The sequence below is a fragment of the Streptomyces sp. Edi2 genome, assembly GCF_040253635.1.
Taxonomy (GTDB): Bacteria; Actinomycetota; Actinomycetes; order Streptomycetales; family Streptomycetaceae; genus Streptomyces.
In genome coordinates, this window is sequence record NZ_JBEJGX010000003.1 from 7,120,379 (window position 1) to 7,144,396 (window position 24,018).

14 protein-coding genes are annotated in these 24,018 nt (G+C 68.5%); 10 read left to right on the plus strand and 4 right to left on the minus strand.

What is annotated here, in order from left to right; all coding sequences use genetic code 11:
• Positions 1 to 381 precede the first annotated feature (381 nt).
• Positions 382 to 3,096 (plus strand): aconitate hydratase AcnA, encoded by a 2,715-nt coding sequence (gene acnA / locus ABR737_RS34715; protein ID WP_350254961.1) that lies wholly within the window; start codon positions 382 to 384, stop codon positions 3,094 to 3,096.
• A gap of 114 nt (positions 3,097 to 3,210) precedes the next feature.
• Here the strand turns inward: acnA and ABR737_RS34720 are convergent, their stop codons facing one another.
• Positions 3,211 to 6,654 carry a GH92 family glycosyl hydrolase gene (locus ABR737_RS34720; protein ID WP_350254962.1) on the minus strand — a complete coding sequence of 1,148 codons (3,444 nt, stop codon included), beginning with the start codon at positions 6,652 to 6,654 and terminating at the stop codon, positions 3,211 to 3,213.
• 434 nt (positions 6,655 to 7,088) lie between these two features.
• Between ABR737_RS34720 and ngcE the strand changes: the two genes are divergently transcribed.
• From ngcE to ABR737_RS34765, 9 genes are all read left to right on the plus strand, one after another.
• Positions 7,089 to 8,528 carry an N-acetylglucosamine/diacetylchitobiose ABC transporter substrate-binding protein gene (gene ngcE / locus ABR737_RS34725; RefSeq protein ID WP_350254964.1) on the plus strand — a complete coding sequence of 480 codons (1,440 nt, stop codon included), beginning with the start codon at positions 7,089 to 7,091 and terminating at the stop codon, positions 8,526 to 8,528.
• Positions 8,529 to 8,616: 88 nt separating this feature from the next.
• A complete protein-coding gene (locus tag ABR737_RS34730; RefSeq protein WP_350254966.1) occupies positions 8,617 to 9,540 on the plus strand; it encodes a carbohydrate ABC transporter permease in 924 nt (307 codons plus the stop codon).
• On the plus strand, positions 9,540 to 10,505 hold the full coding sequence (locus tag ABR737_RS34735) for a carbohydrate ABC transporter permease (protein ID WP_350254967.1): 966 nt from the start codon (positions 9,540 to 9,542) through the stop codon (positions 10,503 to 10,505). The genes ABR737_RS34730 and ABR737_RS34735 overlap by 1 nt, the downstream gene beginning before the upstream one ends.
• A gap of 403 nt (positions 10,506 to 10,908) precedes the next feature.
• The gene (locus ABR737_RS34740) at positions 10,909 to 12,108 is read left to right on the plus strand and encodes an ROK family transcriptional regulator (protein ID WP_350254968.1); all 1,200 of its coding nucleotides are present in this window, start codon (positions 10,909 to 10,911) and stop codon (positions 12,106 to 12,108) included.
• A gap of 140 nt (positions 12,109 to 12,248) precedes the next feature.
• Positions 12,249 to 13,343, plus strand: a complete 1,095-nt coding sequence (locus ABR737_RS34745; protein ID WP_350254970.1) for a sugar ABC transporter substrate-binding protein — start codon at positions 12,249 to 12,251, stop codon at positions 13,341 to 13,343.
• A 394-nt stretch (positions 13,344 to 13,737) separates the two neighbouring features.
• Positions 13,738 to 14,538, plus strand: a complete 801-nt coding sequence (locus ABR737_RS34750; protein WP_350254971.1) for an ATP-binding cassette domain-containing protein — start codon at positions 13,738 to 13,740, stop codon at positions 14,536 to 14,538.
• Positions 14,535 to 15,860 (plus strand): sugar ABC transporter permease, encoded by a 1,326-nt coding sequence (locus ABR737_RS34755; RefSeq protein ID WP_350254972.1) that lies wholly within the window; start codon positions 14,535 to 14,537, stop codon positions 15,858 to 15,860. The genes ABR737_RS34750 and ABR737_RS34755 overlap by 4 nt, the downstream gene beginning before the upstream one ends.
• A gap of 215 nt (positions 15,861 to 16,075) precedes the next feature.
• Positions 16,076 to 18,037 (plus strand): 1-deoxy-D-xylulose-5-phosphate synthase, encoded by a 1,962-nt coding sequence (gene dxs / locus ABR737_RS34760; protein ID WP_350254974.1) that lies wholly within the window; start codon positions 16,076 to 16,078, stop codon positions 18,035 to 18,037.
• A gap of 243 nt (positions 18,038 to 18,280) precedes the next feature.
• Positions 18,281 to 19,759, plus strand: coding sequence for an amino acid permease (locus ABR737_RS34765; RefSeq protein WP_502964429.1), 1,479 nt, complete (start codon positions 18,281 to 18,283; stop codon positions 19,757 to 19,759).
• A gap of 204 nt (positions 19,760 to 19,963) precedes the next feature.
• Here the strand turns inward: ABR737_RS34765 and ABR737_RS34770 are convergent, their stop codons facing one another.
• From ABR737_RS34770 to ABR737_RS34780, 3 genes are all read right to left on the minus strand, one after another.
• Positions 19,964 to 20,356 (minus strand): NYN domain-containing protein, encoded by a 393-nt coding sequence (locus tag ABR737_RS34770; RefSeq protein WP_350254976.1) that lies wholly within the window; start codon positions 20,354 to 20,356, stop codon positions 19,964 to 19,966.
• A 139-nt stretch (positions 20,357 to 20,495) separates the two neighbouring features.
• Positions 20,496 to 22,631 carry a 3-hydroxyacyl-CoA dehydrogenase NAD-binding domain-containing protein gene (locus ABR737_RS34775; RefSeq protein ID WP_350254978.1) on the minus strand — a complete coding sequence of 712 codons (2,136 nt, stop codon included), beginning with the start codon at positions 22,629 to 22,631 and terminating at the stop codon, positions 20,496 to 20,498.
• The gene (locus ABR737_RS34780; RefSeq protein WP_350254979.1) at positions 22,628 to 23,854 is read right to left on the minus strand and encodes a thiolase family protein; all 1,227 of its coding nucleotides are present in this window, start codon (positions 23,852 to 23,854) and stop codon (positions 22,628 to 22,630) included. The genes ABR737_RS34775 and ABR737_RS34780 overlap by 4 nt, the downstream gene beginning before the upstream one ends.
• Between the last annotated feature and the right edge of the window lie 164 nt (positions 23,855 to 24,018).

The following is a 24,018-nucleotide window of genomic DNA, read 5'->3' on the forward strand; positions in this document are numbered from 1 at the left end:
CTCATCGAGGGAGGGTCATCGGCCCTCCTCGATGAGCGGGGCCGGCGGCTGCACCACCGCCCCGATCGCGCCGGTACCGGCCATCGGCGGTACCGGCCGGCCGGGGCGGCGCGAGGGCGTGGACGCCTGGGTTCGGTGTCGAACGCCTCGGTGGAATGACAGGGCGACCGGCAGCACTGTCCGAGGACGACACCGGTCAGGGCATGACCAGGCCGCGACGATGTATTAGAGTTATCTCGACATCGAGATATCTACCGAGAGGCGTACCGCTGCCGCGCCAGTAAGGCGTGCCTAACTTAGGCATACCTTAGCGGATGGTCAAGGAGCTGTGACGGCAGCATTGCGGTGGTACGCGCGAATTCATGCATGAAGGAGACTGTCGTGTCGGCGAACAGCTTCGACGCCCGCAGCACGCTGCAGGTGGGCGACGAGTCGTACGAGATCTTCCGGCTGGACAAGGTCGAAGGCGCCGCGCGTCTTCCCTACAGCCTGAAGGTGCTGCTGGAGAACCTGCTCCGTACCGAGGACGGCGCGAACATCACCGCCGACCACATCCGAGCGCTCAGCGGCTGGGACTCGCAGGCCCAGCCCAGCCAGGAGATCCAGTTCACGCCGGCCCGCGTGATCATGCAGGACTTCACCGGCGTGCCCTGTGTCGTGGACCTCGCGACCATGCGTGAGGCCGTGAAGGAGCTGGGCGGCGACCCGGCGAAGATCAACCCGCTGGCGCCCGCCGAGCTGGTCATCGACCACTCCGTCATCGCCGACAAGTTCGGCACGAGCGACGCCTTCGGCCAGAACGTCGAGCTGGAGTACGGCCGCAACAAGGAGCGCTACCAGTTCCTGCGCTGGGGCCAGACCGCCTTCGACGAGTTCAAGGTCGTCCCGCCCGGCACCGGCATCGTCCACCAGGTGAACATCGAGCACCTGGCCCGTACGGTCATGGTCCGCGGCGGCCAGGCCTACCCCGACACCCTCGTCGGTACCGACTCGCACACCACCATGGTCAACGGCCTCGGCGTGCTGGGCTGGGGCGTCGGCGGCATCGAGGCCGAGGCCGCGATGCTCGGCCAGCCGGTCTCCATGCTCATCCCGCGCGTCGTCGGCTTCAAGCTGACCGGTGAGCTCAAGCCCGGCACCACCGCCACCGACCTCGTGCTGACCATCACCGAGATGCTGCGCAAGCACGGTGTCGTCGGCAAGTTCGTCGAGTTCTACGGCGAGGGCGTCGCCGCCACCTCGCTGGCCAACCGCGCCACCATCGGCAACATGTCGCCGGAGTTCGGCTCCACCGCCGCGATCTTCCCGATCGACGACGAGACCCTGAACTACCTCCGTCTGACCGGCCGCGACGCCCAGCAGGTCGCGCTCGTCGAGGCGTACGCCAAGGAGCAGGGCCTCTGGCTCGACCCGGCCGCCGAGCCCGACTTCTCCGAGAAGCTGGAGCTGGACCTCTCCACGGTCGTCCCGTCGATCGCCGGTCCGAAGCGCCCGCAGGACCGCATCGTCCTCGCGAACGCCGCGCAGCAGTTCGCCGTCGACGTGCGCAACTACGTCGACGACGACGAGGAGGCGGGCAAGGAGTCCTTCCCCGCGTCCGACGCGCCGGCCTCCGCCAACGGCATCCCGACGAACCCGGTCCCCGTGACCGCCCCCGACGGCTCGACCTACGAGATCGACCACGGTGCGGTGACGGTCGCGGCCATCACCTCCTGCACCAACACCTCGAACCCGTACGTCATGGTCGCCGCCGCGCTGGTCGCGAAGAAGGCCGTGGAGAAGGGCCTGACCCGCAAGCCGTGGGTCAAGACCACCCTCGCCCCGGGCTCGAAGGTCGTCACCGACTACTTCGACAAGGCCGGGCTCACCCCGTACCTCGACAAGGTCGGCTTCAACCTCGTCGGCTACGGCTGCACCACCTGCATCGGCAACTCCGGCCCGCTGCCGGAGGAGGTCTCCAAGGCCGTCAACGACCACGACCTGGCCGTGACCTCGGTGCTCTCCGGCAACCGCAACTTCGAGGGCCGGATCAACCCCGACGTCAAGATGAACTACCTGGCGTCCCCGCCGCTGGTCGTCGCGTACGCGCTGGCGGGCTCCATGAAGGTGGACATCACCAAGGACGCGCTCGGCGTGGACCAGGACGGCAAGCCGGTCCACCTGGCCGACATCTGGCCGACCGAGGCCGAGGTCAACGACGTCGTGGCCAACGCCATCGGCGAGGACATGTTCAACAAGTCCTACCAGGACGTCTTCGCGGGTGACGCCCAGTGGCAGGCGCTGCCGATCCCGACCGGCAACACCTTCGAGTGGGACGCCGAGTCGACCTACGTCCGCAAGCCCCCGTACTTCGAGGGCATGACGATGGAGACCACCCCGGTCTCGGACATCTCCGGCGCCCGCGTGCTGGCGAAGCTGGGCGACTCGGTCACCACCGACCACATCTCCCCGGCCGGTGCGATCAAGGCCGACACCCCCGCCGGCCAGTACCTCACCGAGCACGGCGTCGAGCGTCGTGACTTCAACTCCTACGGCTCGCGCCGGGGTAACCACGAGGTCATGATCCGCGGCACCTTCGCCAACATCCGCCTGCGCAACCAGATCGCGCCGGGCACCGAGGGCGGCTTCACCCGCGACTTCACCCAGGACGGCGCCCCGGTGTCGTTCATCTACGACGCCTCGCAGAACTACCAGGCTGCCGGCACCCCGCTGGTCATCCTGGCCGGCAAGGAGTACGGCTCCGGCTCGTCCCGCGACTGGGCCGCCAAGGGCACCGCGCTGCTCGGCGTCAAGGCCGTCATCGCCGAGTCCTACGAGCGCATCCACCGCTCGAACCTCATCGGCATGGGCGTCCTGCCGCTGCAGTTCCCGGAGGGCGCGTCCGCCGAGGCGCTGGGCCTGACCGGCGAGGAGACCTTCTCCTTCTCCGGCGTGACCGAGCTGAACGAGGGCACCACGCCGCGCACGGTCAAGGTGACCACCGACAGCGGCGTCGAGTTCGACGCGGTCGTCCGCATCGACACCCCCGGCGAGGCGGACTACTACCGCAACGGCGGCATCATGCAGTACGTGCTGCGCTCGCTGATCCGCAAGTGAGCAAGGCCGCCGGCAGCTGACCGGCGGCACAGGACGGGCCGCACTTCCTCGGCGAGGGAGTGCGGCCCGTCCGCGTATCCGGGGAGCAGCCGACCGGCCCGCCGGTGCCGGTGCTCAGCTCAGTAGTTCCATCTCCGCCAGGGTGGTTTCACCGCCGGTGCGGAGTCGGTAGTGGCGGAAGTCGCCGGGCCGTTCGATGGCGAACACCCGTGTCTGGCGGTCCCAGGTGAAGTGTTCGCCGGCGCGGTGGTCGACCATCTGCCAGTGTTGGCCGTCGGTGGAGCCCTCCAGCTGCCAGTCCGACGGTGCCGCGGCGTGCTCCGCGGAGGTCAGGGTGTAGGACGTGATCCGGGCGGGCGCGGTCAGCGTGGCCGAGGCGGTGCTGAAGGTGGCAGAGGTTCCCGAGGTGTTGTCGAACAGCGGGCCGGCCGTGGGGTCCGACCGGTCGGCGGGCGGGCAGGGCACCTTGTCGTCCTGGGTGATCGACGTGGGGGCGGAGTCCGCCGCGGTGCCCCAGGCGGAGGGGCGGTCGCCCATGGTGAAGTCCAGGGTGCCGCCGTGGGCCAGGAGCCGGTGCGGCAGAGCGGTGGAATTCCAGGGCTTGCCGTTCACCCGGAGGCCTTGGACATAGATGTTGCGCGCGTTGTTGCGCGGGGCCTTGATGGTGAGGTCGCGGCCGTTTTCCAGGTGGACCGTGGCCCGGGTGAACAGCGGGGAGCCCACCGCGTATTCGCCCTGGCCCATCACCAGCGGATAGAAGCCGAGTGAGCTGAAGATGTACCAGGCGGACATCTCGCCGTTGTCCTCGTCGCCCGGATATCCCTGGCCGATCTCACTGCCGAGGTAGAGCCGGGACATCGCCTCGCGGACCTTTTCCTGGGTCTTCCAGGGTTGGCCGGCCGCGTCATACAAGTAGCCGATGTGGTGCGAGGGCTGATTGCTGTGTCCGTACATGCCCATACGGGTGTCGCGGGCCTCGGTCATTTCATGGATCACCTGGCCGTAGGAGCCGGCGAATTCCTTGGACGCGGTCTCCGGGGTGGAGAAATAGGCGTCCAGTTTTCCGGCCAGGCCGGCGCGGCCGCCGTAGAGGTTGGCCAGGCCCCTGGTGTCCTGCGGTGCGGTGAAGGCGAAGGTCCAGGCGTTGGTCTCGGTGTAGTCGTTGCCCCAGACCCGGGGGTCGAAGGTGTCCGGGGGCAGCCGCCAGCGGCCCTGGGCATCCTTGCCCTGGAAGAAGCCGACCTTGTCGTCGAAGAGCTTGACGTAGTTCTGGGCACGGCCCAGGAAATAGGCGGATTCTTCCTTGTAGCGGGGTTTTTTGGTCTTCTCGTACAGGGCCTTGCCCATACGGGCGATGCCGAAGTCGTTGAGATAGCCCTCCAGCGCCCAGGACATGCCCTCCCGGGTATCGGTGCTCGTATAGCCGAGGAAGGGCGCGGTGTTCATGCCCTTACGGCCGACGCCGGGGTTCGGCGGGGCGACGGTGGCGTTCTTGACGGCCGCGGCGTAGGCCGCCTCGGCGTCGAACTTCACCCCCTTGGCGTAGGCATCGGCGAAGGCCACATCGGAACTCGTCCCGGTCATCAGGTCCGCATAGCCGGGCGAGGACCAGCGGGACATCCAGCCGCCGTCCTTGAATTGCTGGACGAAGCCGTCGACCATTTTCCCGGCCCGCTTCGGGGTGAGCAGGGAGTAGGCGGGCCAGGTGGTCCGGTAGGTGTCCCAGAAGCCGTTGTTGACGTACACCTCGCCGTCGACGATCTTCGAGCCGGTGTGGGTCGGGGTGTCCTGGCCGGTCTGCGGCGAGAAGGGGGACGCGTAGCGGCTGCGTGAACCGACCTTCTCAAAACCGGAGTTGGGGTAGAGGTAGAGGCGGTAGAGGTTGGAGTAGAGGGTGGTGAGCTGATCGCGGCTCGCCCCTTGGACCTCGATCCGGCCCAGGAGGTCGTCCCACTGCGATTGCGCCCGGGCCCGGACACCCGCGAAGGTCGCGCCGGCCGGGATCTCCCGGGTCAGATTGGCTCTGGCCTGGTCCACGCTGATCAGGGAGGTGGCGATCCGCATGGTCACCGTGCGGTCCGAACCGGGCTTGAAGCGGAGATATCCGGTGACGTCCTTGCCGCCGGTGCAAGCACCGGCTCCACTGGAGCGGCTGACGCCGCACCCCCCGTTTGCGAGTTTCCCGCCGCCGGTGACCGGGGCGTCGAAGACGCCGTAGACGAAGAGCCGGGTGGCGCCGACGGAGAGTCCGCTCCGGACGTCCGAGAAGCCGGTGACGATGCCGCGCTCGGTGTCCAGGCTCAGCCCGCCCTTGTTGTTGACGTTGTCGAAGATCAAGCTTGCCTGGTCGCCGGGGAAGGTGAAGCGCATCAGCGCGGCGTGGTCGGTCGGGGTGATCTCCGTCTTGAGGCCGTTGTCGAAGGTCACGCCGTAGTAGTGCGGCTTCGCGGTCTCGTTGGCGTGGTGGAACGGCAGCGCACGGCCGGTGCGGGAAGCGTCCGGGGTGCCGGCCACGGCGGACGGCATGACCTGGAAGGTCTGCCGGTCGCCCATCCACGGGCTCGGCTCATGGCTGGCGCTGAAGGCCTGGAGGGTGGGGAGGTTGTCGGCGTTGTTCTTCCGCGCGTACTCGTAGAGCCAGTCGGCGGAGCCCGCGTTGGTCACCGGGGTCCAGAAGTTGAACCCGTTGGGGACGGCGGTGGCGGGGAAGGTGTTGCCGCGCGAGAAGCTGCCGCTGGAGAGCGTGCCGCGGGTGGTGACGGCGTAGTCGGAGAGGTGCGCGAGCGGCCTCTCCGGCGCCTTGGGGCCGAGGGCGATGTCGTCGACCCAGCCGCGGAAGGCCGGTGCGGTCCGCGGCGCCCGGGGCGCGTCGTAGCCGACCAGGATCCGGTCGACGGTCTTGCCGGCGGCGACCGCGCCGATCCGCGACTCCCGGCTGTTCCACTGGTTGGCGTAGAGCGTCTTGGAGGCGGCCTGGCCCTGCGGGGTCAGCGGCGCGCCGTGCTGGTCGACGGCGGACAGCTCGCTGAGGTAGGTGCCGTCGGTGAAGGCGAGGTCCACGGCGGTGTGGGTCGCCGGATAGTCCGGATCGCTCTTCGTCATCTCGGGGAAGATCTTGTACGAGAGCGAAGTGACCGACGTGACGGGGACATTGACGTCGAAGATCTTGTTGTACGAGTAGCCGTGGCCGTCGGCGGTATGGGTGCCGGAGTAGCGCAGCGCATGGGTGCCGCTGAAGCCGGCGTGCGCCTTGGCGGTGGGGGAGTCGGCCGGGCCGGTGTCGGCCCGGGTGGTCATGCCGGGCGCGGCGGGGGCCGTCTGCGGGCTGACGCCCGAGGCCCGCGGTGTGCCGTCGGGGCCGGTGTCGACGCTGTCGGTCCAGTCCGGCTGCGGTTCGCCGGATTCGAAGGAGGAGTGGAACTCCGTGGCCCCCCGGTGCTTTCGGGGCGGCGCGGCCTGTGCCGGGCCGGGCACGGTGACGACGAGTAGCGCGGCCGCCGCGAGGGCGGCGGGGCGGGTGATCCCCCGCAGTGGACGGTGCCGGTATCCGATCCGCACGCAAGCCCTCTCAACAGGATTGACATCGTTGTCAGTTACATGACGCCAAGATAAACAGAGATAAGTAAGGTGCGTGGGGTCTTTGGTGTCAAGGGTGTCGCTGAGATCAGTGGGCCGCGGTGTCGCCGGGCGGTCCGGAAGGGTGACGTCCGGGCAATCCGATGCATGCCGGGGAGGTCTCAACTAGGGAAAGACTGCCGCCCAAACCTGCATTCGATCTTGCCCCTGAGGCCGGAAGTGGACTATACCTGTCGGCGTCCGACCGGCCGTACGACCACGGCGGCGGAGCCGGGGGGAAGGCGGGAACGGATGACTGCCCCGCATTTCTCTAGCGTGCCCGGTGCACATCCCGTACAACTCAGCTTCATCTGACCCGCGGTGCCGGGGTGGCTCCGGTACACCGCCTGAGTCCTGAAGAAGGCGAGGACTTGCGCATGGGATCCACCTCTGAATTCAACCGTCGCGATCTGGTCAAGCGAGCCGCGGCCCTGGGGATCATCGCCGTACCGTCCATGGGGGTGTTGTCGGCGTGCGCCGGCGGCGGTGGCGGGGAAGATAACAAGGTGGAGAAAGGCAAGAAATCAGCCAAGAATCCGCTTGCGGTCAATGAGTCGGCCGGCCTCGATGTGGTCATCTTCGACGGCGGATTCGGCGACAAATACGCCAAGGACGCGCAGGGCGAGTACCTCAAGGCCTTCCCGAAGGCCGACGGCAAGGTCAAGCTCTCGTCGACCCAGAAGATCCAGTCGACGCTGCAGCCGCGCTTCAACGGCGGGAACCCGCCCGACCTCGTCGACAACTCCGGTGCGGAGCAGATGGATTTTGGCACGCTGGTGGCCAAGGACCAGCTGACCGACCTGACCGCGCTCCTCGATGCCCCCTCCGTCGACGATCCGCACAAGAAGGTGCGCGAGACCCTGCGCCCCGGTGTGGTCGAGATGGGGCAGTTCGGCGGCAAGGAAACCTGGATCCTCTACTACGCCTACACGGTCTACGGCGTCTGGTATTCCAAGAGCAATCTGCAGAAGCTGGATGCGGAATACCCGGAGACTTGGGACGACATGCTGGCCCTGTGCGCGAAGGCCAAGAAGAAGGGCGTCGCCGGCTGGACCTACCCGGGCAAGTACCCCTACTACCTGCCCTTCAGCCTGTACTCGTTCATCGCCAAGATCGGCGGTGAAGAGGTCCTGCGGAAGATCGACAATCTGGAGCCGAACGCCTGGAAGGACCCGGCGGTCAAGGCGGCCTTCGACGCCTATTACGAGCTCTACAAGAAGGGCTACGTCCTCAAGGGCTCGCCCGGCCTGGACCACCTGCAGTCGCAGAAGGCCTGGGCCGAGGGCAAGGCGCTGTTCATCCCCAACGGCTCCTGGGTGGAGAACGAGTCGGCCAAGCAGATCGCGAAGAACCCGCAGTTCGATCTCTCGGTCGGCGCCCCGTCCAGCCTGTCCGCCTCCGACAAGATGCCGTTCGGCACCCTCTGGGCCTCGGGCGGCGAGCCGTACATCGTGCCGCGGAAGGCCCACAACGCCGAGGGCGGTATGGAACTGCTGCGCATCATGCTCAGCAAGAAGTCCTCGCAGAACTTCATCAAGCAGGTCTCCTCCCTCACCTCGCTCAACGGCGGAACCGAGGGACTGAAGCTTCCGCCCGGTCTGGCATCCGCGCAGGTGGCGCTGCAGAAGGCCGGCCAGAACATCGTCAATCCGCGGTTGCAGGACTGGTATGTGGCGCTCCAGAAGGAGCGGATCGGTGTCGGTGCGCTGGGCGAGATGATGGCCGGCCGGATGACGCCCGACGAGGCCATCAACAAGATCCAGAAGTACGCGGACGACACCCGCGACGACTCCAGCGTCAAGAAGTACAAGCGCTGACCGACGAGTTCGGCAGGCGCCTCCCGGCGTGGGCCGGGGCGCGTCACCGGCTGTGGCACACGCAGGGAGAGAACGGGATTCGGTAGTCATGAAACACGGTAAGTACCGTTTCATCGCGGGGTTCTTGGTCCTCCCGCTGGCGATTTACGCGATCTTCGTGATCTCGCCGTTCGTGCAGGCCATTTACTACTCCTTCACGGACTGGACCGGACTGAGTCCGGACATGAAGATGGTCGGCTTCGACAACTATGCGCGCCTCTTCACGGACGATGTGTTCTGGTCCGCCGTGGGCAACAGTGTGACGCTGCTGCTGCTCCTGCCGGTGGTGACGCTCTCGCTCGGGCTCTTCTTCGCCTTTATGCTCAACGTCGGTGGCCGCCGCAGGAAGAAGGCGGTCATCGGCGGGGTGCGCGGCTCGGGCACCTACAAAATCCTCTACTTCTTCCCGCAGGTGCTGTCGGTCCCGATCGTCGCGCTGCTTTTCCAGTTCGCCTACAACCCGGAGAGCGGTGCGCTCAACGCCTTCTTCAAGGCGATCGGGCTCGGCAATGTGCAGCCGGACTGGCTGGGCGATCCGCAGATCGCGCTGTGGTGCGTCATGGCCGCGATGGTGTGGGCCAATGTCGGCTTCTACGTCGTGCTCTTCTCCGCGGGAATGAGCTCCATTCCCAAGGACTTCTACGAAGCCGCGCTGCTGGACGGCGCGAACCGCCTCAACACGTTCTTCCGGATCACCCTGCCGCTCTTGTGGGACACCGTCCAGACCGGCTGGATCTATATGGGCATCCTCGCCCTGGACGTGTCGGCCTTCGCGTTCGTGCAGATCATGAGTGTCGGTCCGGGCGGTCCCGACTATTCGACCGAGGTCCTTCCGCTGTACGTGTACCAGAAGACCTTCCGCGACGGTCAGGCCGGATACGCGACGGCCATCGGCGTTTCCCTGCTGATCGTGACCCTCATCTTCTCGGCCATCGTGATGCGGCTGGGACGACGCGAGCGACTGGAGTTCTGATGAGTGCGCAGACGGATCCCGCGGACCTCCCGGGTGTGACGAAGGAGCAGGGGCCCGCCGCCGCGGCCCCGGGAGTGCCCGGACCGCGGCGCGGACAGGTCGGCAAGGACGGCGCCCGCGCCGACGGCAACAGCAGCGAGGGCAAGGTCCTCAACGTCTTCTCGCACGGAGTCCTGGTGATCTGGGGCCTCTTGGTCACCATGCCGCTGCTGTGGGCGGTGGTGAGCTCCTTCAAGGACGACTCCGAGATCTTCGGCTCGCCCTGGGGGCTGCCCTCGGTCCTGCACTTCGACAACTGGTCACGCGCCTGGGACAAGGCGAACATGGGCCAGTACTTCCTCAACTCGCTGATCGTCGTGGGCGGTTCACTGATCGGCACGATGCTGCTGGGCGCGATGGCGGCGTATGTGCTGGCCCGCTTCGACTTCCCGGGCAACCGCTTCCTGTACTTCCTGTTCGTGGGCGGGATGGGCTTCCCGGTCATCCTGGCGCTGGTCCCGCTGTTCTTCGTCATGAAGAACATGGCGCTGCTGGACACCTACCACGGCCTGATCCTGGTCTATATCGCGTACTCGCTGCCGTTCACGGTCTTCTTCCTCAGCGGGTTCTTCAAGACGCTGCCCACCTCGGTGGCCGAGGCGGCGCTCATCGACGGTGCCTCGCACACCCGCACCTTCTTCCAGGTGATGCTGCCGATGGCCAAGCCCGGCCTGATCAGCGTCGGGATCTTCAACTTCCTCGGGCAGTGGAACCAGTACCTGCTGCCGACGGTGCTCAATGTCGGGGACCCGGACAAGAAGATGCTGACCCAGGGGCTGGTGGCGCTGGCGGTGAGTCAGGGCTACAAGGGGGACTGGTCCGGTCTGTTCGCGGGGCTGACGATCGCGATGCTGCCGGTGCTCGCCGCGTACATCATCTTCCAGCGGCAGGTGGTGGCCGGTCTGACCGCGGGCGCCCTCAAATAGGGGAGCGGGACCGGGCACCGTACAGGCGCCGTATACGGGGCACGTACCGACGCCATACAGGGGAGTGGACCGCGGCGCCGTACAGGCGAGAGGGACGGGGCGCCGTATACCGGCCGTCCGCGGGCGACGAGTTTGCGCCGACTTCGGGCGGCGCCCGGTGCGTGCCAGGGGGCGGCTCCGCTGTGGCGGGGCCGCCCCCGCGGGCGTCCCGGCGGGACCTTTCCTGATCATGTGTGGGCTCAACGCCTTGACGAGACTTCCCGGCCGGAGGTCTGCTTAGAGTTCACATGTTGAATCGAGGGCCGTCCTACAAGGGTGTGGGTGCGGCCGGCGGGCGGTCGTTGTACCTCCCCCAGTCACCACTGGGAGGTACCCCCGGCCCCAGACGGGAGTGGATGAGTCGATGGAGACTCCGGGGTCGCAGTCCTCGCTGCACCGGGCCAATCTGGAGCGGGTCGTACGTGCGGTGCGTATGGCGGGCTCCCTCACGCAGGCGGAGATCGCCCGGAGCACGGGGCTGTCCGCGGCCACCGTTTCCAACATCGTTCGTGAGTTGAAGGACGGCGGGACCGTCGAGGTGACCCCGACCTCGGCGGGCGGGCGGCGGGCGCGCAGCGTCTCCCTCTCCGGCGACGCGGGCATCGTCGTCGGGGTCGATTTCGGGCATTCCCATCTGCGGGTGGCGGTCGGCAACCTCGCCCACCAGGTGCTCGCCGAGGAATCCGAGCCGATCGATGTGGACGCCTCCGCCGCCGAAGGCTTCGACCGGGCGGAAGAGCTGGTCAACCGGCTGATCGCGGCCACCGGGCTCGACGCGGGCAAGGTCATCGGCGTCGGTCTGGGCGTACCGGGACCCATCGACGTCGAGTCCGGGACGCTGGGCTCGACGGCGATCCTGCCGGGCTGGTCAGGGACGAACCCCAGCCAGGAGCTGTCCGGGCGCCTCGGGGTGCCGGTCTACGTCGACAACGACGCCAACCTCGGCGCGCTGGGCGAGCTGGTGTGGGGCGGGGGCCGCGGGGCCGCCGATCTGGCGTACATCAAGGTCGCCAGCGGTGTCGGCGCGGGCCTGGTGATCAGCGGGCAGATCTACCGGGGGCCGGGCGGCACGGCGGGCGAGATCGGGCACATCACCCTGGACGAGTCCGGCCCGGTGTGCCGCTGCGGCAACCGCGGCTGCCTGGAGACCTTCACCGCGGCCCGCTATGTGCTCCCGCTGCTGCAGCCGAGCCACGGGCCCGACCTGACCATGGCGCGGGTGGTGCAGCTGGCCCGCGAGGGCGACCCGGGCTGCCGGCGGGTGATTGCGGACGTGGGCCGTCATGTCGGCAGTGGTGTGGCGAACCTGTGCAATCTGCTCAATCCCAGCAGGGTGGTGCTCGGCGGTGATCTCGCCGAGGCCGGTGAGCTGGTCCTGGCGCCGATCCGGGAATCGGTGTCGCGGTATGCGATCCCCAGTGCGGCACGGCAGTTGGGGGTCGTCCCCGGCACGCTCGGGGGCCGTGCGGAGGTGCTGGGCGCGCTGGCGCTGGTACTGAGCGAGATGGGCGATTCGACCCTGCTTGACGGGGCGCAATCCCCGGACGCTCCGGCCCTGGCGTGAAAGCACTGAGTTCACGCAGCTAACGCATGGCACCGTTGTCATCTCGTTAAGGATTTACTCCTTGACGGTCGGGCGGCGGCCGAGTTGACTTCCAGCCACCTCGGCCGCAACGACGCGGCCTCGTCAGGGAGGCAACCCCAATGAACGTTTGGACGCGTCGCGTCGTCATAGGCACCGCCGCCGTCTCGATGGCGCTCTCTGTGGCCGCGTGTGGCAAGGCCGGTGACAACGCCAAGGGCGGCGGTGGCGACAACAAGACCATCGGTCTGCTCCTGCCGGAGAACAAGACCACGCGTTACGAGACCTTCGACCGTCCTCTGATGGAGGCGAAGATCAAGGAACTGTGCAGCGACTGCACGGTCAAGTACAACAACGCGGCGCAGGAGACCGAGACCCAGAAGAAGCAGTTCGACGCGCTGATCACCCAGGGCGTGAAGGTGATCATTCTGGACTCCGTCGACTACAAGGCGACCAAGTCCTGGGTGAACCAGGCCGCCAAGAAGGGCGTCAAGGTCGTCGCCTACGACCGGCTGGCCGAGGGCAAGCTCTCCGCCTACGTGTCCTACGACAACGAGAAGATCGGCCGCCTGCAGGGCCAGGCCCTGGTCAAGGCACTCGGCGACAAGGCCAAGGACAGCAATGTCGTCATGATCAACGGTTCGCCGACCGACCCGAACATGCCGTTCTTCAAGAAGGGCGCCCACAGCGTCCTCGACAAGCAGGTCAAGAAGATCGCCTACGAGCAGGACATCCCGGACTGGTCCTCGGACGAGGCGAACAAGAAGATGAGTGCGGCCCTCGACTCGCTCGGCAAGGACGGCATCCAGGGCGTCTACTCCGGCAACGACGGCATGGCCGGCGGCATCATCACCGCGCTCAAGCAGAAGGGCGTCAAGGTCCCGGTCGGCGGCCAGGACGCCGAGCTCGCGGGTCTGCAGCGGGTCCTCAAGGGCGAGCAGGCCTTCACGATCTACAAGCAGATCAAGCCGCAGGCCGACTCCACCGCCGAGATCGCCGTCAAGCTGCTCAAGGGCGAGAAGATCGACTCCCTGACGGACCGCAAGGTCGACAGCCTCAGCGGCGAGGTCAAGGGCATCCCCGCCAAGCTCTACGACGCGCAGATCGTGACCAAGGACAACATCGCCTCCACGATCATCAAGGACAAGGTCTACAAGGCGAGCCAGATCTGCACCGGCGACGTCAAGAAGGCCTGCGCGGCGGCCGGCATCAAGTAGGACCCCGGCTACCGGATACCGGCTACCGGCTACCTGCCCGGCCGCCGGCCCCGGGCCGTAGGCCACGCCTCCCGGCCACGGCCCACCCGGCTCACCGGCACACCTCTCCACCCCGGTCCCCCGCCGGGCAGGGGCCGCCCGGCACCGCCCGCGACCCCTGCCCCGGCCGTATCCCGGCCTCCGGCCCTACCCCGGGCCGCGGCCCCGGCCGTACCCGGCCCTACCCCTACCTCGAAACCGCGGCCCGGCCGTACCCCGCCCGGCCTCGTCCCGGTCCGTACCTCCTCCCGGCCCCGCTCCGCACCTCCTCCCGGAGCCCGGAGCCGGCCCCGTTCCTCGCAAGCCCCCCGCTCCACGCACCACCATCCCCGCCGTAGTGACGGCGGCGAAGGAGATGATTCACGTGTCCGCTACGCCTGTGCTGGCGTTGCGCGGAGTCTCCAAGCGGTTCGGCGCCGTCCAAGCACTCACGGACGTCACCCTGGAGATCCACCCCGGTGAGGTGGTCGCCCTCGTCGGCGACAACGGCGCCGGCAAGTCCACCCTCGTCAAGACCATCTCGGGCGTCCACCCGGTCGACGACGGCGCCATCGAATGGCAGGGCAAGGCGGTACGCATCACCAAGCCGCACGACGCCCAGGAACTCGGCGTCGCCACCGTGTACCAGGACCTCGCGCTCTGCGACAACCTCGATGTCGTCGCCAACCTCTACCTCGGCAACGAGATCCGCACCGCGGGTGTCCTCGACGAGATCGCGATGGAGAAGCGCGCCAAGGAGCTGCTGGACACCCTGTCCATCCGCATCCCGAGTGTCCGTATCCCCGTCGCCGCGCTCTCCGGCGGTCAGCGGCAGGTCGTCGCCATCGCCCGCGCACTGATCGGCGACCCCAAGGTCGTCATCCTCGACGAGCCCACCGCCGCCCTCGGTGTCGAGCAGACCGCCCAGGTCCTCGACCTCGTCGAGCGGCTGCGCGAGCGCGAGCTCGGCGTCATCCTCATCAGCCACAACATGGCCGATGTGCAGGCCGTCGCGGACCGGGTCGCGGTGCTGCGGCTGGGCCGCAACAACGGTGTCTTCGACGTCGAGGGCACCTCCCACGAAGAGATCATCGCCGCCATCACCGGCGCCTCGGACAACGCCGTGACCCGCCGCAAGGCGCGTACGGACCAGGTGAAGAAGGAGGCCGGCGCATGAGTGACCTCACCAAGCAGCCCGCCGCGGGCGAGGACGAGGCGGTCGCGACGCCGGGCCAGGAGACCCCCGCCCCGGCCGCCGACACCGCCCAGCCGGCCGCCGTCGACCCCCGTCTGCTCGTCCGGGAACAGGGCTTCGCCGGCTACCTCAACGACTTCAGGCGCCGGGTGCGCGGTGGTGAGCTGGGCTCGCTGCCGGTCGTCATCGGCTTGATCGTCATCGCGGTCGTCTTCCAGCTCAAGAACAGCAGCTTCCTGTCCGCCGACAGCCTCGCGAACATCGGTGTCTACACCTCCGGCCTCGGCATCATGGCCGTCGGCATCGTCTTCGTGCTGCTGCTCGGCGAGATCGATCTGTCGGTCGGCTCGGTGGCGGGCGTCGGCGCGGCCGTGTGGGCCGTGCTCAGCGTCACCCATGGCGTCAACGACTGGCTCGCGGTTCTGATCGCCATCGTGGCCGGCGTGGTCATCGGCGCTCTGCACGGGTTCTTCTTCGCCAAGATCGGTGTGCCGGCCTTCGTCGTCACCCTGGCCGGTTTCCTCGGCTGGAGCGGTCTGCAGATCTGGATGATGGGCAACGAAGGCTCCATCAACACGCCGAGCGGCAGCGTGGTGGAGAACCTGACCGGTTACTACTTCGAGGACAAGGCCGCGGCCTACGGTCTCGCGCTGATCGCGGTCCTCGCCTACGCCGGGTCGCTGCTGCTGGACAGCAAGCGCCGCAGGGCCGCCGCACTGCCCTCCCGGCCGCTCAGCGAGATCCTGCTGCGCACCGGCGTGGTCGCGGTGATCGCCTTCGTCGTCGCCTATGTCCTGAACGAGCCGGCCGGCGCCCGCGGTCTGCCGCTGGCCCTGGTGCTGTTCCTCGCGGTCCTGGTCCTCGCCGACTTCGTGGTGCGCCGCACCCCCTACGGACGGCAGATCTTCGCGGTCGGCGGCAACGCCGAGGCGGCGCGCCGGGCCGGCATCAATGTGAACAAGATCCGGATCAGCGTGTTCGCCATCTCCGGCATGCTCGCGGCGTTCGGCGGCCTGTTCATCGCCAGCCTCTCCGGCGGCGCCACCAAGAACCTGGGCTCCGGCAACACCCTGATGAACGTGATTGCGGCCGCCGTCATCGGCGGTACCAGCCTCTTCGGCGGCCGGGGCAAGATCTGGTCCGCGCTGCTGGGCATGCTGGTCATCCAGTCGATCCAGCAGGGCCTGAACCTGCTCGGCATGGCGAGCGAGATCCAGTACATGATCACCGGCGCGGTGCTGCTCGCCGCCGTGGTGATCGACTCGGTCTCCCGCCGGACGCAGAAGACGGCCGGACGCACCTGATCGCGCCTGTCGCCCGACGTCGCCGGCCCCTACCGGGCATGATCCGGTGGGGGCCGGCGCATGTGCGGCGGGCCCCCGCGGGCGGCGCGCCGGAGCCCGTTTCACCCGAGTGACATACATCGCAAGGCCCGGGCGTCGGCGCGGCGGGCGCGACATTAGACTCATCTGATCGGCAAGCTCGAACCACGGCAGCAAGCAGCAGCAAGGAGGCAGGGGTGGCGTTGCTTTCCCGTATCAGGGGACCGCGCGATCTGGACCGACTGGGCCCGGAGCAGCTCGAGCAGCTGGCGGGGGAGATCCGTACCTTCCTTGTCGACGCGGTGTCCAAGACCGGGGGACACCTCGGGCCGAACCTCGGCGTGGTCGAGCTGACCATCGCCCTGCACCGTGTCTTCGACTCCCCGAAGGACAAGGTGCTCTTCGACACCGGGCACCAGTCCTACGTCCACAAGCTGCTCACCGGCCGTCAGGACTTCTCCCGGCTCAAGGCGAAGGGCGGCCTGTCCGGCTACCCCTCCCGCGCCGAGTCCGAGCACGACGTCATCGAGAACAGCCACGCCTCCACGGTCCTGGGCTGGGCCGAGGGCATCGCCAAGGCCAACGAGGTGCTGGGGTCGGACGACCGGGTCGCCGCGGTCATCGGCGACGGCGCGCTGACCGGCGGCATGGCCTGGGAGGCACTGAACAACATCGCCGCCGCCAAGGACCGCCCGCTCGTCATCGTCGTCAACGACAACGAGCGCTCCTACGCCCCGACCATCGGCGGCCTCGCCAACCACCTGGCCACGCTGCGCACCACGGACGGCTACGAGCGCTTCCTGGCCCGCGGCAAGGACCTGCTGGAGCGCACGCCCGTCGTCGGCAAGCCGCTCTACGAGACCCTGCACGGCGCCAAGAAGGGCCTGAAGGACTTCATCGCCCCCCAGGGCATGTTCGAGGACCTGGGCCTGAAGTACGTCGGCCCGATCGACGGCCATGACCTCGAGGCGCTGGAATCCGCCCTCACGCGCGCCAAGCGCTTCGGCGGCCCGGTCATCGTCCACTGCCTCACCGAGAAGGGCCGCGGCTACCAGCCCGCCCTCCAGGACGAGGCGGACCGCTTCCACGCCGTCGGCAAGATCCACCCCGACACCGGCCTGCCCATCTCCTCGGGCGGCAAGGACTGGACGTCCGTCTTCGGCGACGAGATGGTCGAGCTCGGCAAGGAGCGCAAGGACATCGTCGCCATCACGGCGGCCATGCTCCAGCCCGTCGGACTCGACAAGTTCGCCAAGGCCTTCCCCGACCGCGTCTACGACGTCGGCATCGCCGAGCAGCACGGTGCGGTCTCCGCGGCGGGCATGGCCACCGGCGGGCTGCACCCGGTCTTCGCCGTCTACGCCACCTTCCTCAACCGCGCCTTCGACCAGGTGCTGATGGATGTGGCGCTGCACAAGTGCGGCGTCACCTTCGTGCTGGACCGGGCCGGTGTCACCGGCACCGACGGCGCCTCGCACAACGGCATGTGGGACATGTCGATCCTGCAGGTCGTCCCCGGTCTGCGGATCGCCGCGCCGCGCGACGCCGACCAGGTCCGCGCCCAGCTGCGCGAGGCCGTCGAGGTCGATGACGCACCCACCGTGGTGCGGTACTCCAAGGGCGCGGTCGGCCCGGCCGTCGAGGCGATCGGCCGGGTGGGCGGCATGGACGTGCTGCGCGAGCCCGCCGAGGCCGTCAAGCGCCCGGACGTCCTGCTGGTCTCCGTGGGCGCACTCGCCCCGATGTGCCTGGAGATCGCCGACCTGCTCGACAAGCAGGGCATCTCCACCACCGTCGTCGACCCGCGCTGGGTCAAGCCGGTCGACGAGGCGCTGCCGGGCCTCGCCGCCAAGCACCGGGTCGTGGTCACCGTCGAGGACAACGTCCGTTCCGGCGGCGTCGGTTCGGCTGTCGCGCAGGCCCTGCGGGACGCCGGGGTGGACCTGCCGCTGCGCGACTTCGGCATCCCCGAGCGGTTCCTCGACCACGCCTCCCGCAAGGAGGTCATGGCGGAGATCGGTCTCACCGCACCGGACATCGCCCGCCAGGTGACCGGTCTGGTCTCCAAGATCGACGGTCGCTACGACACCGAGTCCGCCGGCCCCGACTCCGCCCGTGCCAAGGGCGCGGCCGAGCCGGCCGAGGTCGCCCGCGACTGATCGCTCAGACGGCACCGATGGGCCGGCCGGTCATCCGTACGGATGTTCCGCCCGGCCCATCGGCATGCACGCGGCCACACTCCATCGGGTGAATCACCGCCGTCCGGAGGCCCGCCGAAGCTGACTGTTTCCGGACATTGCGGAGACTCGGTCAGTTCAGGAGAGTTGCCGGGTCGTCCAGGCGGAGGTTCGCCCATGAGCGCACAGCACGACACACCACATGATTCACGCCGCAATCACGGCATGTTCCGGACGAAGACTGTGGAGCAGTCGATCCTGGACACCGAGGAGCCGGAGCACACACTCAAAAAGTCCCTGTCGGCACTCGATCTGACCGTCTTCGGCGTCGGTGTCGTCATCGGCACCGGCATCTTCGTCCTCACCGGCAAGATCGCCAAGGAGCAGGCCGGGCCTGCCGTGGCCGTGTCCTTCGTCGTCGCGGGCGTGGTCTGTGCGCTGGCGGCGCTGTGTTACGCGGAGTTCGCCTCCACCGTGCCGGTCGCCGGCTCGGCCTACACCTTCTCGTACGCCTCGCTCGGCGAGCTGCCGGCCTGGATCATCGGCTGGGACCTGATCCTGGAACTCGCCCTGGGCTGTGCGGTGGTCGCCGTCGGCTGGTCCGGCTATGTGCGCTCACTGCTGGATTCCGCCGGGCTGCATCTGCCCGCCGGGCTCTCCGGCACCCACGAGGGGCACTTCGGCTTCGACCTGCTCGCCACCATCCTCGTGCTGCTGCTGACCGGGATCCTGGTGCTGGGGATGAAGCTGTCCTCACGGGTGACGGCAGTGGTCGTCGGGATCAAGGTCACCGTGGTCCTGCTGGTCATCATCGCCGGATCCTTCCTCATCAACGGTGACCACTACGAGCCGTTCATCCCGCCGAGCAAGACCAGCGAGGCCGGCGGCGGACTGGCCGCACCGCTGGCAGAGCTGATCTTCGGCTTCACCCCGTCCAACTTCGGGGTCATGGGCATCTTCGCCGCGGCGGCCGTGGTCTTCTTCGCCTTCATCGGCTTCGACATCGTGGCCACCGCCGCCGAGGAGACCCGCAATCCGCAGCGCGACGTACCGCGCGGCATCCTCGGCTCACTGGCCATCTGCACGGTCCTCTACGTCGCCGTGTCGGTCGTCGTGACCGGCATGGAGAAGTACAGCAAGCTGTCCACCGACGCCCCGCTCGCGGACGCCTTCAAGGACCTCGGGCACCCCTTCTTCGCCGACCTGATCAGTTTCGGCGCCGCCGTCGGCCTGACCTCGGTCTGCATGATCCTGCTGCTCGGCCAGAGCCGGGTGTTCTTCGCGATGAGCCGGGACGGGCTGCTGCCGCGGGTCTTCTCCCGGTCCCACCCCCGCTACGGGACGCCCTACCGGTCCACCGTCGTGCTGGGCGCCATCGTCGCCCTCGTCTCCGGCTTCACCTCGATCGACGAACTCGCCGAACTGGTCAACATCGGCACCCTCTTCGCGTTCGTGGTGGTCGCCATCGGCGTCGTCCTGCTCCGCCGTTCCCGGCCCGATCTGCCCCGCTCCTTCCGCACCCCGTGGGTGCCGGTGGTGCCGGTGCTGTCGGTGCTCGCCTCCCTGTGGCTGATGCTCAATCTCCCCGCGGAGACCTGGGTCCGGTTCGCGCTCTGGATGGTCGCCGGCTTCGGCGTCTACTTCCTGTACGGGCGCGCACACAGCCGCCTCGGCATCCGCACGCGGCAGCGGGGCAAGGGCTGACACCCGGCCAAGGTCCAAGGCCCGGCACCCGGCCCGCATCAAGGGCTGAGGCCCGACCACAGACCAAGGGCTGACACCCGGCCGCAGATCCGCCCCGGCAGCCCCGTATGCCGCTCGTCGCGGTGTACGGGGCCTCTCCTCGTCCGCGAGGCAGACGGGACGTTGAAGACAGGCCCCCCAAGGGAGACGAGGTCAAACGACCAGCTAAGCCTCGCCGCGCCCCCCCGGCCGAACCGCCCGCGGGCCCGTTACCCGGGCGCCCAGTGCCTGGACGCGTGTGCGCAGCTCGCGGTCCGCGGTGACCACGAGACAGTCACGGTCGCCGCACTCCTCCGCCACCAGTTGCACGATCCGGTCGTCGCCGCTGCCGCTCGCCGCCACCACCCGTACGTCCCCGGCGGACTCGACGCCGCGCGCCGCGCCCTCGACCACCAGGACCAGCTCCACGGGGGGCGCAATCAGGCCCGGCAGCCCCGTGTCGGCGTACGCGGACAGCGCGTCGCGCAGCCGCTCCGCCGCGCCGTGCCGGTCCCGCCACCAGCCGTCCGGCACCGAGCCGACGACATTTGCGGCATCGACGATGAGCATGGAATCCATGCCGCCACCCTCCCATGCCACGGTGGTGTCCTCCGGAACGTCCGGAGGATCGTGCCGGAAGGGTCCCCGCACACGAAAGCGCGGGCCGGCTCCGCCGAGCCGGCCCGCGCCTTGGTGATCAGTGGTGATCAGTGCGTCCCTACGCGGGAACGCTCGCGATGCCCGGGGCCAGGAACTTCTTGCCCCGCACCCGCTCGGAGACGCCCGCGCGGTCCAGGTACGGCGTGATGCCGCCCAGGTGGAAGGGCCAGCCGGCGCCGGTGATCAGGCACAGGTCGATGTCCTGCGCCTCGGCGACCACGCCCTCGTCCAGCATCAGGCCGATCTCCTGTGCCACCGCGTCCAGGACGCGGTCGCGGACCTGCTCCTCCGTCAGCACCGAGTCGCCCTGCTTGAGGAGGGCTGCGACCTCGGGGTCCAGCTCCGGCTTGCCGGAGTCGTAGACGTAGAAGCCGCGCTTGCCGGCCTCGACGACGGCCTTGAGGTTCGGGGAGACCTTGAAGCGGTCCGGGAAGGCGCGGTTGAGCGTCTCGGAGACGTGCAGACCGATCGCCGGGCCGACCAGCTCCAGCAGCACCAGCGGCGACATCGGCAGACCGAGCGGCTCGATGGCCTTCTCCGCGGTCTCGACCGGGGTGCCCTCGTCGATGACGTTCTGGATCTCGCCCATGAAGCGGGTCAGGATGCGGTTGACGACGAACGCCGGGGCGTCCTTGGTGAGCACCGCGGTCTTCTTCAGCTTCTTGGCGACACCGAAGGCGGTGGCCAGCGAGGCGTCATCGGTCTTCTCGCCGCGGACGATCTCCAGCAGCGGGAGGATCGCGACCGGGTTGAAGAAGTGGAAGCCGACGACCCGCTCGGGGTGCTTCAGCTTCGAGGCCATCTCGCTGACCGACAGCGAGGAGGTGTTGGTGGCGAGGATGGCGTGCGCCGGGGCGACGGCCTCCACCTCCGCGAACACCTGCTGCTTGACGCCGATCTCCTCGAAGACGGCCTCGATGATGAAGTCGGCGTCCGAGAAGCCCTCGGCCTTGTCGAGGACACCGGAGACCAGGGCCTTGAGGCGGTTGGCCTTGTCCTGGTTGATCCGGCCCTTGCCGAGCAGCTTGTCGATCTCGGCGTGGACGTAGCCCACACCCTTGTCGACGCGCTCCTGGTCGATGTCGGTCAGCACGACCGGCACCTCCAGGCGGCGCAGGAACAGCAGGGCCAGCTGCGAGGCCATCAGACCGGCGCCGACGACACCGACCTTGCTGACCGGACGCGCCAGGTTCTTGTCCGGCGCACCCGCGGGCCGCTTGGCACGCTTCTGCACCAGGTTGAACGAGTAGATGCCGGCGCGGAGTTCGCCGCCCATGATCAGGTCCGCCAGGGCCTGGTCCTCGGCGTCGAAACCGGCCTGCAGGTCGCCGCTCTTGGCCGCGGCGATGATGTCCAGCGCCCGGTAGGCGGCCGGGGCGGCGCCGTGCACCTTGCCGTCGGCGATGAACTTGCCCTTGGCGACGGCCTGGTCCCAGGCCTCACCGCGGTCGATCTCGGCGCGCTCGACGGCCACGTCGCCCTTGAGGACGTTCGCGGTCCAGATCAGCGACTGCTCCAGGAAGTCCGCGCCCTCGAAGATCGCGTCCGCGATGCCGAGGTCGAAGACCTGCTGGCCCTTGAGCTGCTTGTTCTGGTTGAGCGAGTTCTCGATGATGACCGAGACGGCCTTGTCCGCGCCGATGAGGTTCGGCAGCAGCGCACAGCCGCCCCAGCCCGGGACGAGACCGAGGAAGACCTCGGGCAGCGAGAAGGCCGGAAGGGCCTTCGAGACGGTGCGGTAGGAGCAGTGCAGACCGACCTCGACGCCACCGCCCATCGCGGCACCGTTGTAGTACGCGAAGGTCGGTACGGCGAGCGCGGACAGCCGCTTGAAGACATCGTGGCCGCCCTTGCCGATGGCCAGCGCGTCCTCGTGCCGCTTCAGCAGCTCGACGCCCTTGAGGTCGGCGCCGACGGCGAAGATGAACGGCTTGCCGGTGACGCCGACGCCGACGATGTCGCCGTCCGCGGCCTCCTTCTCGACCTGGTCGATGGCGGCGTTGAGGTTCGCCAGCGAGCCGGGGCCGAAGGTGGTCGGCTTGGTGTGGTCGAAGCCGTTGTCCAGCGTGATCAGCGCGAACCTGCCCGCGCCGTACGGCAGGTCGAGGTGGCGGACGTGCGCCGAGGTGACGACCTCGTCCGGGAACAGCTCGGCCGCACCCTTCAGGAGTTCGGCGGTGGTGGTGGTGCTCACTTGTCGCCTCCGGCGTCCTTGTGGTTCGGGTTCTCCCAGATGACCGTCGCGCCCATGCCGAAGCCGACGCACATGGTGGTCAGGCCGTAGCGGACCTCCGGCTGCTCCTCGAACTGCCGGGCCAGCTGGGTCATCAGCCGGACGCCGGAGGAGGCCAGCGGGTGACCGAAGGCGATGGCGCCGCCGTACTGGTTGACGCGCGTGTCGTCGTCGGCGATGCCGTAGTGGTCGAGGAAGGCGAGGACCTGCACGGCGAACGCCTCGTTGACCTCGAACAGGCCGATGTCACCGATGCCCAGGCCCGCCTTGGCGAGGGCCTTCTCGGTGGCCGGGATCGGGCCGTAGCCCATGACCTCGGGCTCGACGCCCGCGAAGGCGTAGGAGACCAGGCGCATCTTGACCGGGAGGTCGTGCTCCTGGGCGAAGTCCTCGGAGGCGAGGATCGAGGCGGTGGCGCCGTCGTTGAGACCCGCGGCGTTACCGGCCGTGACGCGGCCGTGCGTACGGAACGGCGTCTTCAGGCCGGCAAGGTTCTCCAGGGTCGTCCCCGGACGCATCGGCTCGTCGGCGGTCACCAGGCCCCAGCCGGTCTCGCCGACCTCCGCGTTGGTGTTGCGCACCGAGATCGGCACCAGGTCCTGCTGGATCTTGCCGTTCGCGTACGCCTTCGCCGCCTTCTCCTGCGAGCGCACGGCGTACTCGTCGGCGCGCTGCTTGGTGATGTGCGGGTAGCGGTCGTGAAGGTTCTCCGCGGTCATGCCCATGAACAGGGCGGACTGGTCGACGAGCTTTTCGCTCACGAACCGCGGGTTGGGGTCGACGGCCTCGCCCATGGGGTGGCGCCCCATGTGCTCGACACCACCGGCGATGACGGCGTCGTACGCACCGAAGGCGATGGAGCCCGCGGTGGCGGTCACGGCGGTCAGCGCACCGGCACACATGCGGTCGATGGAGTAACCGGGCACGGACTGCGGCAGCCCGGCCAGGATGCCGGCGGTCCGGCCGAGGGTCAGACCCTGGTCACCGATCTGGGTGGTGGCGGCGATGGCGACCTCGTCGATCTTCGCGGGGTCCAGGGCCGGGTTGCGGCGCAGCAGCTCCCGGATGGCCTTCACGACGAGATCGTCGGCGCGGGTCTCGTGGTAGATGCCCTTCGGGCCCGCCTTGCCGAACGGGGTGCGGACGCCGTCGACGAAGACGACGTCCCTAGCGGTACGAGGCACGTTGGCTCTCCTCCAGGTGCGGGATGGCACTGCTGCGGGGCGCCCCGGGGGACGCTTCACACCGACATGCTACTTACGGGTAACCAGACTGCACACCCCCACCGCCCGGAGCGGTGAACGTCACACCGGGCGGAGGGGGTGCTCGCCGGGTGGCGGCATGGCAA

What these genes read in the sequence shown, in the direction of transcription:
- ABR737_RS34750 (WP_350254971.1), top strand. Translation starts at nt 13,738, where the DNA reads ATGATTCACGTGTCCGCTACGCCTGTGCTGGCGTTGCGCGGAGTCTCC.
- ABR737_RS34770 (WP_350254976.1), bottom strand. Translation starts at nt 20,356, where the DNA reads ATGGATTCCATGCTCATCGTCGATGCCGCAAATGTCGTCGGCTCGGTG.
- ABR737_RS34765 (WP_502964429.1), top strand. Translation starts at nt 18,281, where the DNA reads ATGTTCCGGACGAAGACTGTGGAGCAGTCGATCCTGGACACCGAGGAG.
- ABR737_RS34755 (WP_350254972.1), top strand. Translation starts at nt 14,535, where the DNA reads ATGAGTGACCTCACCAAGCAGCCCGCCGCGGGCGAGGACGAGGCGGTC.
- ABR737_RS34735 (WP_350254967.1), top strand. Translation starts at nt 9,540, where the DNA reads ATGAGTGCGCAGACGGATCCCGCGGACCTCCCGGGTGTGACGAAGGAG.
- ngcE (WP_350254964.1), top strand. Translation starts at nt 7,089, where the DNA reads ATGGGATCCACCTCTGAATTCAACCGTCGCGATCTGGTCAAGCGAGCC.
- ABR737_RS34740 (WP_350254968.1), top strand. Translation starts at nt 10,909, where the DNA reads ATGGAGACTCCGGGGTCGCAGTCCTCGCTGCACCGGGCCAATCTGGAG.
- ABR737_RS34745 (WP_350254970.1), top strand. Translation starts at nt 12,249, where the DNA reads ATGAACGTTTGGACGCGTCGCGTCGTCATAGGCACCGCCGCCGTCTCG.
- ABR737_RS34730 (WP_350254966.1), top strand. Translation starts at nt 8,617, where the DNA reads ATGAAACACGGTAAGTACCGTTTCATCGCGGGGTTCTTGGTCCTCCCG.